The 12,629-nt window shown below is 64.3% G+C and carries 14 protein-coding genes; 6 read left to right on the top strand and 8 right to left on the bottom strand.

Annotation, left to right across the window (positions count from 1 at the left end; genetic code table 11):
* Positions 1-77 precede the first annotated feature (77 nt).
* Together K1177_RS15945 and K1177_RS15940 are read left to right on the top strand one after the other, a co-directional pair.
* A complete protein-coding gene (locus tag K1177_RS15945; RefSeq protein ID WP_224704654.1) occupies positions 78-839 on the top strand; it encodes a copper homeostasis protein CutC in 762 nt (253 codons plus the stop codon).
* Between the two features lie 56 nt (positions 840-895).
* The gene (locus tag K1177_RS15940) at positions 896-1,681 is read left to right on the top strand and encodes a siderophore ferric iron reductase (protein WP_224704653.1); all 786 of its coding nucleotides are present in this window, start codon (positions 896-898) and stop codon (positions 1,679-1,681) included.
* Between the two features lie 60 nt (positions 1,682-1,741).
* On the opposite strand, the gene K1177_RS15935 is transcribed toward K1177_RS15940, so the two are convergent.
* On the bottom strand, positions 1,742-2,317 hold the full coding sequence (locus K1177_RS15935) for an SH3 domain-containing protein (RefSeq protein ID WP_224704651.1): 576 nt from the start codon (positions 2,315-2,317) through the stop codon (positions 1,742-1,744).
* 105 nt (positions 2,318-2,422) lie between these two features.
* Here K1177_RS15935 and K1177_RS15930 point away from each other — a divergent pair, with 105 nt between their 5' ends.
* From K1177_RS15930 to truB, 4 genes are all read left to right on the top strand, one after another.
* Complete coding sequence (locus K1177_RS15930; protein WP_224704648.1) at positions 2,423-3,430, top strand: 2-hydroxyacid dehydrogenase; 1,008 nt, start codon at positions 2,423-2,425, stop codon at positions 3,428-3,430.
* A gap of 154 nt (positions 3,431-3,584) precedes the next feature.
* Positions 3,585-4,253, top strand: a complete 669-nt coding sequence (locus tag K1177_RS15925; protein WP_224704647.1) for a hypothetical protein — start codon at positions 3,585-3,587, stop codon at positions 4,251-4,253.
* Between the two features lie 31 nt (positions 4,254-4,284).
* The gene (gene rbfA / locus K1177_RS15920) at positions 4,285-4,692 is read left to right on the top strand and encodes a 30S ribosome-binding factor RbfA (RefSeq protein WP_224704645.1); all 408 of its coding nucleotides are present in this window, start codon (positions 4,285-4,287) and stop codon (positions 4,690-4,692) included.
* A complete protein-coding gene (truB, locus tag K1177_RS15915; RefSeq protein ID WP_224704643.1) occupies positions 4,689-5,591 on the top strand; it encodes a tRNA pseudouridine(55) synthase TruB in 903 nt (300 codons plus the stop codon). The genes rbfA and truB overlap by 4 nt, the downstream gene beginning before the upstream one ends.
* A gap of 138 nt (positions 5,592-5,729) precedes the next feature.
* On the opposite strand, the gene K1177_RS15910 is transcribed toward truB, so the two are convergent.
* The 7 genes from K1177_RS15910 to hydA all read right to left on the bottom strand — a co-directional run bounded on the left by K1177_RS15910 (position 5,730) and on the right by hydA (position 12,628).
* Positions 5,730-6,623: a hypothetical protein gene (locus K1177_RS15910; protein ID WP_224704641.1), complete on the bottom strand. Its 894-nt coding sequence runs from the start codon at positions 6,621-6,623 to the stop codon at positions 5,730-5,732.
* Positions 6,624-6,922: 299 nt separating this feature from the next.
* Positions 6,923-7,897, bottom strand: a complete 975-nt coding sequence (locus K1177_RS15905; protein WP_224704639.1) for an ABC transporter substrate-binding protein — start codon at positions 7,895-7,897, stop codon at positions 6,923-6,925.
* Between the two features lie 21 nt (positions 7,898-7,918).
* The gene (locus K1177_RS15900) at positions 7,919-9,040 is read right to left on the bottom strand and encodes an ABC transporter permease (RefSeq protein ID WP_396120230.1); all 1,122 of its coding nucleotides are present in this window, start codon (positions 9,038-9,040) and stop codon (positions 7,919-7,921) included.
* Positions 9,037-9,918 carry an ABC transporter permease gene (locus K1177_RS15895; protein WP_224704637.1) on the bottom strand — a complete coding sequence of 294 codons (882 nt, stop codon included), beginning with the start codon at positions 9,916-9,918 and terminating at the stop codon, positions 9,037-9,039. The genes K1177_RS15900 and K1177_RS15895 overlap by 4 nt, the downstream gene beginning before the upstream one ends.
* A 3-nt stretch (positions 9,919-9,921) precedes the next feature.
* Entirely contained in the window at positions 9,922-10,692 is a 771-nt protein-coding gene (locus K1177_RS15890) for an ABC transporter ATP-binding protein (RefSeq protein ID WP_224705831.1), read from the bottom strand.
* A 29-nt stretch (positions 10,693-10,721) separates the two neighbouring features.
* Positions 10,722-11,177, bottom strand: coding sequence for an NUDIX hydrolase (locus K1177_RS15885; RefSeq protein ID WP_224704635.1), 456 nt, complete (start codon positions 11,175-11,177; stop codon positions 10,722-10,724).
* Positions 11,177-12,628 (bottom strand): dihydropyrimidinase, encoded by a 1,452-nt coding sequence (gene hydA, locus K1177_RS15880; RefSeq protein WP_224704633.1) that lies wholly within the window; start codon positions 12,626-12,628, stop codon positions 11,177-11,179. The genes K1177_RS15885 and hydA overlap by 1 nt, the downstream gene beginning before the upstream one ends.
* Between the last annotated feature and the right edge of the window lies 1 nt (position 12,629).

The raw sequence follows: 12,629 nt of genomic DNA, 5'->3' as shown, positions 1-12,629 counted from the left end.
ATGCCCGTTCGATGCGAAATCGACTTGCTGTCGCCAGCGCCCCGCTTTACCAATGCAATACCAATTGGAGACCACTCATGGGACAGCACCCGTTCAAGATCGAAATCTGCGTTGAAGGCACCGACGGGCTGATCGCGGCCCAGAATGCCGGCGCTGACCGGGTGGAACTGTGCGCGAGCCTGCTGGAAGGCGGGCTGACGCCCAGCATGGGCGTGATCCGCGAGGCGGTGCGTGTGGCCACGATTCCCTTCCATGTGATCATCCGCCCGCGCGGCGGCGACTTCCTCTATTCGGAGGTCGAGTTCAACAGCATGGTGGAAGACATCAAGGCACTGCGCGACATGGGCAGCATTGCAGGCGTGGTGATCGGCTGCCTGACCGCAGACGGCAAGATCGACGAAGCGCGCACGCGGACGCTGGTCGAGGCCGCCCGGCCGATGGCCGTCACCTGCCACCGCGCCTTTGACATGACACAGGACTACCGCGCCGCCATCGAGGCGCTGATCCGCGCCGGTGTCGACCGCGTGCTCACCAGCGGCCAGCGCGACACGGCTGTCGAGGGCCAGGACATTCTCAAGGACACCATGGATGCGGCCAAAGGCCGGATCGTCATCATGGCCTGCGGCGCGCTGGACGCGAACAATATCGCCGGCGTGCGCCGGGCGACGGGCGTCGACGAAATGCACTTCGCCGCGCTCAAGACGCTCAAGAGCGGCATGACTTTCCGCAATCCCCATGTGGGCATGGGCGGCACGGCCATCGAGCGTGAATATGAAGTGACCGTCACCGATACCGAAGCGGTGCGGGCCACGATTGCGGCAGCGCGGGCCGCGGTCTAGCCGACCAACACGCGACGGCCTTTTCAGGTCGCCGCGCCGGCGCTAGAAGCGGGGCCATGGCCCGATCTTTTCTCTTTGCCGCCAGCGATGCGGATGTCGCCACCACGCGCCTTTTGGCATTGGCCGCGCAAGCGACCGGGTTCATGAAGGGTGAACCGGGGGGGCCCCTGTCCGGCTGGTATCATCCAGGCGGCGACAATGCCGATTTTCTCGCCCAGCTGCATGGCGCGCTGATGGCCACCCATGCCCAGGCCGGCCCGGCCTTCTGGGCGGTGCGGCTCTATACCAATCTGATCTGGCAACCAGCCTATCTGGCGGTGATCGCCGCACATTTGCATGGCGCGCTGCCGGATCTGAGCAGCCTGACCCAGCGGCGGCGCGGCATCTATGTCGATGGCTTTCGCCTCAGGCCCGAGCGCCAGACCGCGATGAGCCCGGAAGCCGGCATTGCCCATGCCGGCGCGCACCTGGCGCAGCTCACCGAGCAGCTGCTGGGCGAAATCAATGCGCTGGTGCGCCTCAAGCCACTGCCCACACGGCGGTTGCTGGCGGACCGGTTGCTGCGGTTGATGGTGTGGCTGCATCACCGCCAGCCCAGCCTGACGCCCGGACAGGTGCTGGACTATGCCGAACAGTGGCTGCGGGCGGCAGGCGTTGCGGGCGAAGGCGCGCTGGAGGCCGTGACGACGCCGGATGGACGCGTGGTGCTGATCGTCAACCGCAAGGGTTGCTGCCTGGACTATCTGATCACGCCCGACCAGCTCTGCGCCACCTGCCCCAAACAGCCGGAGGCGCTCCGGCGCGGACGGCAGATTGCCAATGCGCTGGCGGAGCTGGGCTAGAGTCCTGTTTGGTCGCGTTTCCGAACCGCAAAAGCGGTGTCCACTCTTGCTGGCAACGCTCTAGTCGAAATCCTCGTCGGGGTAGACGCCCCAGAGTTCGACCTGATGCAGGAAACCGGAATAGTTGACGCTGCGCTGGCCGGCATCCTGGGCTGTAGCGGAGACTTCGCACCACTCGCCATCGCAGGCCTTGATGGTCACCTTGAAGCCGGCGCCCAGCCGAGCCCGCAGGGCGGCATCATCGGAGGGGCTGGCCCGCAGGGCGGCCTCACCATTGGCGGCGATGGGCGTGGCATAGCCCATGCGCGTGCCCGAGAGCAGGTTCTGGTGCACCCAGCCCTCGGCGCCGTCGACGTCGCGAATCTTCCGCCAGGTATCGAATTCCTGGATGATTTCCACCGGAATGCCGGATTTGAGATAGGTCCAGGCGACCTCGTATTTGGTGCCGGGGCCGACGCGGATATTGATCGGTTCGGACCGGGTCGAAGCAAAGCGCGGCAGCGGCAGACCACTGGGATTGGCCGACTGGGCAAGGGCAGGCAGAACCGTCAGAAGCGCGAGCAGCACCAGGGCGATGGGGCGGACGAGCAATGAAAAAACGCGACGGAAGACGCCGGTCGGGGTCTGGTCAAACATGGCTTTGCAGATGGTGCAGAATTGCCTTATCACTAGCCCATGATGATTAATGGTCGCTGAAGGGTGCGGTTTTCCACACCCCGGGCGGTCCCAAGCCGGAACCTTATGGCCAGTCACAAACCCAAAGTCCTGGTGACCCGGCGCCTGCCCGAGACGATCGAGGCGCGCATGGCGACCTTGTTCGAAACCGATGTCAACGAAGGCGATGTGACGCTGACGGCCGACGACATCATCGAGGGCCTGGCGGGCAAGGATGTGCTGGTCAGCTCGATCACCGACCGCATTGACGCCGATCTGATCAAGCGGCTGCCGCCCAGCGTGCGGCTGATCGCCCAGTTCGGCAATGGCACCGACAATATCGACGTCGAGGCCGCCCGCGCCGCCGGGGTGACGGTGACCAATACGCCTTCGGTGCTGACCGAGGACACCGCCGACATGGCCATGGTGCTGATGCTGGCGCTACCGCGCCGGCTGGTGGAAGGCACGCAGATGCTGGTGCGCGACGGCGTCTGGGCCGGCTGGTCGCCGACCTCCATGCTCGGCCACCGCCTGCGCGGCAAGGCGCTCGGCATCGTGGGCATGGGCCGCATCGGCACTGCCGTGGCACAGCGTGCCCGGGCCTTTGGCCTCAACATTCATTACTACTCACGCAATCGCCGCCCGCCGGCGATCGAAACCCCTCTGGAAGCCACCTATTGGCCCGATCTCGACGCCATGGTGCGCGCCGTGGACATCGTGTCCCTGCACACGCCGCTGACGCGGGAGACCTTTCACCTGCTGTCGGCCGATCGGCTGCGCGCCATGCGGCCTGGCAGCTTTGTGGTCAATGTCAGCCGGCCCGAACTATTGGACGAGCGGGCCCTGATGGACGAAATCGAATCGGGCCATCTGAGCGGCGCAGCGCTGGATGTGTTCGAGAACCGCAATGGCATTGATCCGCGCCTGCTGGCGCTGGCCGAAGCCAACAAGGTGGTGCTCACCGCGCACATGGCCTCGGCAACGCTCGAAGCGCGTGTGGAGATGGGCGAGACGGTGATCGTCAATATCCGCGCCTTCATGGACGGCCACCAGCCGCCCCACCGCGTGCTGCCCGAAAGCCGCATGCGCGCCTAGAACCGCGCCGCTAGCGCCCGGAGACGTGATCGCAATCGATTTCATTGGTGCTTGCCGGGTGTGGGTGATCTCGCCTATTGCTCGGCCCGGTCATGGGCGCCCCTGAGGAGGACGCGCCCGATGGGTGGCCGGTTTGGTTGAGGAGATGCGGGCGATGGCGAAGCAATGGGGCCATTTGGCAGGACTGGGCCTGGCGCTGCTGGCCACCTGGCCGGCGATGGCCGGTGAGGCCACCGACATTCCCGTGGCAGAAGCCGGCAATGGTCTGGTGCTCGATGCCCTTGGCCACAGCTTCAGCGTGCCCCTGCCCGATTGGCTGACGCCGGCGGAGCGGCTGAGCGGCAAGGTGCTGCCGCTGGTAGCGCCGGTCTATAACGCCGATGACAAGCAGGCCCTGCTCGAGATCTATCCAGCGGGCGAGGATGCCAAGGCCTGGACCACGCTCTATGCTGCCCGCATCACGCTCGATGCCGGGCGACCGCTGGCCGACTATCGCAAGGCGGTGATGTTTGGCTACAGCCAGAGCTGCAAGCCCGAGCTGACCGGCTTTTTCACCTTTGGCGAGGACCAGGGCGATACGCTGGCGCCACTGGGCTATGTCTGCGGCGCCTATCTTGACCATCTGGCCGACTACAAGGGGCAGGGTCAGGTTATGGTGATGAGCTTTTCCAAGACCGAAAAGGGCGTGGCCATCGTCTATCAGGAATGGCGCGGCAAGGCGTTCGATCCCTCCGATCCTGCGACCTGGCCGGTGGATGGAGAACGCGTCAAGCAGCGTGCCGAACAACTGGCCACGCAGGCCCGGCTCACGCTGGCGGATTGACGGGAGCGCGGGGAGGGCATAATTCCCCGCCATGAGCAAAGATAACAAATCCAGCGGTCCGACCCAACGTTCGCTGCGCGTGGGTGAACTGGTGCGCCATGCGCTGGCCGCCATGTTCGCCCGCGGCGACATCGACGATGACGCCCTGCGCGGCGCGGTGATCACCGTGCCCGAGGTGCGCATGAGCCCGGACCTCAAGATCGCCAACGCCTATATCATGCCGCTGGGCGGCGCCCATGCCGACGAGATCGTGGCCGCGCTGAACCGGCACCGCAAGTATATCCGTGGCCGCGTCGCGCCGCAGGTGAACCTGAAATTTGCGCCTGAAGTGCGCTTCATGGTCGACGAGACTTTCGAGGAGGCCAGCCGCATCGACGCGCTGCTGCGCTCTGAAAAGGTGCAGCGCGATCTTGATGACGACGGCGGCGAGACCGATTGAGCGCGCCCAAACGCGTCAAGCGCCCCATCTCCGGCTGGGTGGTGCTGAACAAGCCCTATGACATGACGTCCACCCAGGCGGTGGGCAAGCTGCGCTGGCTGTACAGCGCGGCCAAGGCGGGCCATGCCGGTACGCTCGACCCGCTGGCGACCGGCATTCTGCCCGTCGCCCTGGGCGAGGCCACCAAGGCCGTGCCACAGGTGCAGGATGGCACCAAGATCTATCGCTTTGCCATTGCCTGGGGCAGCGCCACCACCACGGACGATACCGAGGGCGCAGTGATCGCCACCTCCGATGTGCGGCCGGACCGGGCGGCGCTGGAAGCGATCCTGCCGCAGTTTACGGGCACGATCCTGCAACGGCCGCCGATCTATTCGGCGCTCAAGATCGATGGCGAGCGCGCCTATGACCTGGCCCGGGCCGGCGAGACCGTGACGCTGGAGCCGCGCGAAATCGTGGTGGACGCCATCACCCTGGTCGAGCATGGCCCCGAGCAATCCATGTTGGAAGTCAGCTGCGGCAAGGGCACTTATGTGCGCTCGCTGGCGCGCGATATTGCCGAGGCGCTGGGCACGCGGGGCCATGTGAGCCTGTTGCACCGCGCAGCCGTGGGGCCCTTTACCGACGCAGACGCCGTCACCATCGAGCAGCTCGAAGCACTCGACCAGGACGGGCGTGACAGCCTGCTCAAGCCGGTGTGGGCCGGGTTTGCGGATTTGCCGGAAATCCGGCTTGATCCGCATCAGGCCAATGGCGTGCGCCACGGCAATCCGGTGCTGCTGACCGGGGCGGGGGCGCCGGTGTCGCTGGATGAATGCTGGGCCAGCCACAAGGGCGAGGTGCTGGCCACCGGATGGGTGGAATTCGGCCAGTTCCGGCCACGGCGGGTGTTCAACTAGGCAAGAAAAAAGGCGGGGAGTGATCCCCGCCTCTTTTGTGTCTTCCCTAGTGCAGGAAGAACACGATGATGATGATCAGCCAGATCGGCACGCCGAGCAGCCACAGAGCAAGTCCTCTAAACATCAGATGTCCTTTCTCTAGAACCGACGGAACACGTCAACGAAGGCGGTATTGTTGTCGCGGTGATTGCCACCCTTCTGGGCTGCCCAGAAGGCACCAATCGCCGAGATCAGCAGGGAGGCGGCCAGCAGGAACGCACCGATGATGGTGGTGTTGCGGGCCAGGCGCGCAGCCTTGACGGCTTCGGCACGAGCCGCTTCGTAGCTGGTCACGGCCTGATCGACACGAGCCGTGGCTTCTTCCGGGGTGAGGCCGGTATTGGCGGCAACAACCTCGGCAAGATAGGCACGATCAGCGTCCGGCACGGTTCCGTCACCCAGGGTTGCCTGGGCAAAGATGCCGGAGGCTTCGCTGCGCGCGGCAGCGGTGTCGGTGGCCCGGGTGGAGCGGAACATGGTGTCCACCAGATAGGCATTGGGATCGAGCGAAGCGGCTGTGCCCTCGGCCACATTGGACGCAGCGATGGTCGCCGTGCTGGCGGCCGAGCCGACAGCGTTTGCCGCCGCGCCGATGCTACCCACGGCAATCACGGTGCCCAGGATCGCGGCGCCAGCCCAGACCAGCAGGCCATGGGCGCCGTCGCGCAGGTCGCTCTCGTCTTCGGTGGCGTCGAAATGCCGACGACGCAGACGACCGGTGAGATAGCCACCAGCCATAAAGCTGGAGATCTGAACCCACAGGAACCAGCTGGCGGCGACAATGCCGATCACCAGAGGATTGGGACCATTGCGGTAGGTGAAGTCGAGGAAGTTGAGGCCAACCGCCGAACCAAAGCTGATCAGCACCAGGCTGATGGCTGAGGCCAGCACGATGCCGGCGATGATGGCTGACCAGTCGACATAGCTCGATTGGTCGCGCGTAGATGTTGCGGCATCGGTGACGATGACGCCGGTGGGGGTGTCAATGCTCATTGCTGGAGCTCCTGATTTGATTGGTTGCGTGAAGCGCGGCAGGCTCAGGCAAGACCAATGAACGACAGGATCGCCATAACAATAACAACGAGACCAACAAGATAAATAATCGAGTTCATAATAGCCCTCATTTCAAGTACTAGTTTATTTGTAAGTTTTATTGTCGGCATCGTGGTTGAAAATACCCACCACGCCGGTACCGATGCAAACCAACTTAGAGATGAAAAAAGGCAAGAAAAAGGACGGGGTGTTTGCCCCGCCCTTTCCCCGATCACATCTTGAACGTGTTGTATGACGACTTATTTGAGCGCGTCGGTAACTACGGTGGTGTAGGCACCCTCGGGCTGCTTCTCGATAATCTTCTGGTCCAGCAGGGCCTTAACCGTACGGTCATAGGTGGCCATGCTCAGCGCCGGGTCGGTCGCATCGACCAGCTTGCTGACTTCGCCGACCATGTAGAGCTGGTGGGCCAGTTCGGCAGCGCCGGTGTCGTCGCTGTCGACAACGATCTGGGCGGCTTCCTCGGGATTGTCGAGGGCGTATTTCCAGCCTTCCATCGAGGCCTTCACGAAGCGCGTATAGGCATCGACCTTGGCCGGATCGGCCAGGGTGTCTTCCATCACGTAGAGGCCATCCTCGAGCAGGTCATTGCCCATGTCGGTGTAGTTAAAGATGGTCAGATTGTCCGGGCCGTAGCCGGCATCGAGGGCCTGACCATATTCATTGTAGGTCATCACCGAGATACAGTCGGCCTGCTTCTGGATCATGGGCTGGATGTCAAAGCTCTGCTGCAGCACCTTGACGTCGCCGCCTTCGGCGGTGTTGAGGCCCAGCTTGTTCATCCAGGCAAAGAACGGGTATTCATTGCCGAAGAACCAGACGCCCAGGGTGTGACCCTTGAAATCGGCTTCGGTGGTGATGCCGGTTTCCTTGGGGCAGATCATCATCAGGCCGCTGCGCTTGAACGGCTGGGCGATATTGACCAGGGGCACGCCCTTTTCGCGCGCGGCCAGGGCGCCGCCCATCCAGTCGACGATGATATCGGCGCCGCCGCCGGCGATCACCTGCTCGGGGGCAACGTTGGGGCCGCCGGGCGCAATGGTCACGTCCAGGTTCTCATCGGTGTAGAACCCCTTGGCCTTGGCCACGATGTAGCCGGCGAACTGTGCCTGGGTGACCCACTTGAGCTGGAGCGTCAGCTTGTCCTGCGCATGCGCGGCGGTTGCAGCCAGCGCGAAGGCGCTGGCGGTCAATGCCAATAGAAGCTTCTTCATTTCTGTCGTCCCTTACCCCAGTTATGCCCGTCCACCACGGACGGACGGATGCCAGAAGGTGACCGCCCTTTCGATGAGCGCTATCACCCCATAAAAGGCAGACCCCGCCACCGCCGCCACGGCGATCTCTGCCCAGACCAGGTCGATATTGAGCTTGCCGACCTCGGTCGAAATCCGGAACCCCATTCCCACGATGGGGGTTCCGAAAAACTCCGCTACGATTGCGCCGATCAAGGCCAGAGTCGAGTTGATCTTGAGGGCGTTGAAGATAAAGGGCGCCGCCGCCGGCAGGCGCAGCTTGAGCAGCGTCTGGCTGTAGCTGGCGGCATAGGTGCGCATCAGGTCGCGCTCGATGGACGAGGCCTGATTGAGCCCGGCCACGGTGTTGACCAGCATCGGAAAGAAGGTCATCGCCACCACCACCGCCGCCTTGGACTGCCAGTCGAAGCCGAACCACATCACCATGATGGGCGCGATGCCGATGATGGGCAGGGCCGAGACGAAATTGCCGATGGGCAAAAGGCCCCGCTTGAGGAAGGGCGAGCGATCCACCAGGATCGCCACGATGAAGCCGGCGCCGCAGCCCATGGCATAGCCGGCCAGCACGGCCTTGAGGAAGGTCTGCTGGAAATCGGCCACCAGGGTTGGCACCGAGGCGAGCAGCCGGGTCCAGATCTGGCTGGGCGCGGGCAGCAGCACCTGGGGCACATTGGCGCCGCGCGTCACCACTTCCCAGATGAACAGCAGTGCGACGCCAAACAGCACCGGAATGAGCAGACCGAAGACGCGCCCGGAGAGCTGGCGCGTCCGGATGGCCTGGGACAGGCGCTCGACGAACAGCCAGGCGAAGGCCCAGCAGGCCAGAAGCGCCAGCCAGAAATAGCTGGGTTCGGCCACGAACAGCGGCAGCGTCAGCAACAGCGCAATGGCGCCCATGAGCATGAGCAGGCCATCGATCCACAGGGGGACGGGCAGACGCAGGCGCAGAAGGGTCGCCGTGCCCAGCAGCAGGAAAGCCAGCAGGTGAACCGGCGCATCGCCCGCCACAAGCGCCAGCGCCAGGCCCAGGACCGAGACGGCCCCGGCTCCCAGCGCCAGCCACAGCTGCAACCGGCTCAGGCCGGTGTTGGTCGTCGCGCTCATGCCCGCACCCCCATGGCGCGATTGGCCAGTTTCTCGGCCGCGCCCACGGCAATCACCAGCACGGCCGCCAGGGCCGCCGCGATGAACAGCGCCGCCCAGATCTGAATGGTCTGGCCATTGTAGGAGCCGGTGAGCAGGCGGACGCCCAGACCACCGCCGGCATTGTTGGAGAGCTCACCCACCACCGCGCCGATCAGCGAAATGGCAACGCCCACCTTCATGGAGGCAAACAGGAACGGAATGGAAGCCGGCCAGCGCAGCTTGGAAAACACCTGCCAGGGCGTGGCGCTATAGGTGTGCATGAGATCGAGCTGGATGGCCTCGGGCGTGCGCAGGCCTTTGACCATGCCGACCACCACCGGGAAGAAGCTGAGATACATCGAAATCAGCGCCTTGGGCAAAAGGCCGGTGACGCCCACGGCCCCCAGACCCACCACCACCATGGGGGCAATGGCCAGAATGGGAATGGTCTGGCTGGCGATGATCCAGGGCATGAGCGAGCGCTCGGAGGCGTCGTTGTGGACGATGACCACGGCCAGGCCAATGCCCAGCAGCGTGCCGAGGGCAAAGCCGAGCAGGGTCGCCGACAGGGTGATGCTGGCGTGATAGGCCAGCGACCGCTTGGAGGCGATATCGGTGCCCACGGTGGCATTCCAGATTTCGCCCGCCACCTGGTGCGGCGCGGGCAGGACCGGCTTGTCCTGGCTCCAGGTCTGGCCGATGAACTCGGTGGCACTGACGTTTTCGAGCCCGGCGCGCTGGTTCAGCGTGGTCTGCCAGGGGGCATTCATCCAGATGGCGGCAGCATACCAGAACAGGCCAATGGCCAGCAGGACGATCAGGATGGGGGCTGTCTTGCCGGCGAGAAGCTGTTGCACGCCCTACTCCTCGTAGCTATGGCCGGCGCGCAGCCCGTCGCGGACCCGCGCGGCGAGGCGCAGGAACTCTGGCGTCTCGCGGATGTCCAGCGGGCGTTCGGCGGGCAGGTCGCTCTCGATGATGTCGGTGACCCGGCCAGGCCGCGGGCTCATCACCACGATCTTGGTGGAGAGATAGACCGCCTCGGGAATGGAATGGGTGACGAAGGCGATGGTCTTTCTGGTGCGGGCCCAGAGCTTGAGCAGCTCGGAATTGAGGTGATCCCTGACGATTTCGTCGAGCGCGCCAAAGGGCTCGTCCATCAGCAGCAGATCGGCATCAAAGGACAGGGCGCGGGCAATGGAGGCGCGCTGCTGCATGCCGCCCGACAGCTGCCAGGGATATTTGTTCTCAAAGCCGGTGAGGTTGACCAGCTCCAGCGTGCGGGCGATGCGCTCGGCCTTGTCGGCGAGCCCCATGATTTCGAGCGGCAGGGCGACGTTCTGGGCGATGGTGCGCCAGGGATAGAGCGCCGGCGCCTGGAACACATAGCCATAGGCGCGGTTGAGGCGGGCATCGGACGGCGTGGTGCCATTGACGGTCAGCGTGCCCGATGTCGGCTGCTCAAGATCGGCAATCGTGCGCAGAAAGGTGGTCTTGCCGCAGCCCGATGGCCCGATGAAGGAGACGAACTCTCCCTTGTTGATCGTCAGATTGACGTCGCTCAGCGCAATGACGTCACCATCATTGGTGGAAAAGGTCAGCCCGAGGTTTTGGGCGCGGACCACGGCCATGGCGTCTTGCGAAGGGGGGGCGAGTTCGGTCACGGGCGCGCCGCTCCATCCTGGTGAGTGTTGTGGTCGGTACCGCTCAGGCGCCGTGCCAGCGGAAAGATGTGGTTGGCCGAAAGCTGGGCGATCGGCAGATCACCGGGCGCCGCCAGCGGCACCCAGCGCAATTCCTCGATTTCACCCGAGGGCGTGGCGCTGATGTCGCGGCGGGCAAAAAAGGCGTGGCCGCGCACCCGGCGCCCCGGCTCGTTGGTGGCGTCATCCTCGAACACGCCGCAAAAGGCGACATCGCCATCGAGCCGAACGCCGATCTCTTCGAGCAGTTCGCGGTCGAGCGCTTGGCGCGGGGTTTCCCCCGCGTCGATCTTGCCGCCCGGCTGCATGAACTTTGTGGTTCCCGCCTTGCGCACCAAAAGCATCTGGTTGGCCGAATTGACGATGGCCGCCAATGCGATGGTGATCGGTTCGCCCAGTTGCGGCTGCTGCATCAAACCCCCGAGGCCGGAATGCCGGTACGCTCCACCTTGCGCGGTGCGACGAGGTCTTTCCACTGGCTGAGGGCCTGGTTCACAGGGTTCTTTGGCTCGCGGCCGACAAACTTGCCATGGCCGGGCTCGGCCTTGATCTCGTTTTCGACAATCGAGACCTTGCCGCGGCTGAGCACGAAGCGCGGGAGGCCCGTGACCTCAAAGCCTTCAAACACATTGTAGTCGATGGACGACTGCTGGCTGGCGGCCGAAATGGTCTTGCTTCGCTTGGGGTCCCAGACCACCAGGTCCGCATCGGCGCCGACCAGCACCGCACCCTTTTTGGGATAGAGCCCCAGGATCTTGGCGATATTGGTCGAGGTGACGGCCACGAATTCATTCATGGTCAGGCGACCGGTATTGACGCCGGCCGTCCAGAGCACGGGCAGGCGGTCTTCGAGGCCGCCGGTGCCATTGGGGATCTTGGAGAAATTGCCGATGCCATTGCGCTTCTGCGCGGTGGTGAAGGCGCAGTGATCGGTGGCGACACAAGACAGCGAGCCGGCCTGCAGGCCCGCCCAGAGCGAATCCTGGTGCAGCTTGTTGCGGAAGGGCGGGGACATGACGCGGCGGGCGGCATGGTCCCAATCGGGATGGGCATATTCGCTTTCGTCCAGCGTCAGATGCTGCACCAGCGGCTCGCCATAGACGCGCATGCCCTTCTGGCGGGCGCGGCGGATGGCTTCGTGCGCCTGTTCGGAAGAGACATGGACGACATAGAGCGGCACGCCGGCCATGTCGGCAATCATGATGGCGCGATTGGTGGCTTCGCCCTCCACTTCCGGGGGCCGCGAATATGCATGGGCCTCGGGGCCGTTGTTGCCTTCGGCCAGGAGCTTGGCCGTCATGGCGGCGACGACATCGCCATTTTCGGCATGGACGAGCGGCAGGGCGCCGAGTTCCGCGCAGCGCTGGAAGCTGGCGAACATCTCATCGTCATTGACCATGAGGCTGCCCTTATAGGCCATGAAATGCTTGAAGCTGGTGATGCCGCGTTTGACGACCTCGTCCATCTCGCGCCAGACCTGCTCGCCCCACCAGGTGATCGCCATGTGGAAGGAATAGTCTGCCGAGGCCTTGCCGGTCTTGTTGTCCCACATCTGCAGGGCCTCGAGCAGGCTCTGGTTGGGATTGGGCAGGCAGAAATCGACCACCATGGTGGTGCCGCCAGCCAGGCCCGCGCGGGTGCCCGATTCAAAATCATCGGCGGAATAGGTGCCCATGAAGGGCATCTCGAGATGGGTATGCGGGTCAATGCCGCCCGGCATGATGTAGCAGCCGGTGGCGTCCAGCACCTCGTCGGCGGAGAGGTTCGGCCCGATCTCGACGATGGTCTCGCCCTCGATTTTGACATCGACCTTGTAGGTCAGATCGGCCGTGACAATGGTGCCGTTCTTGATGACTTTGCTCATG

The sequence above is a fragment of the Devosia aquimaris genome (assembly GCF_020169335.1).
Lineage (GTDB): Bacteria > Pseudomonadota > Alphaproteobacteria > Rhizobiales > Devosiaceae > Devosia > Devosia aquimaris.
This window is presented reverse-complemented; position numbering and strand designations above follow the sequence as displayed.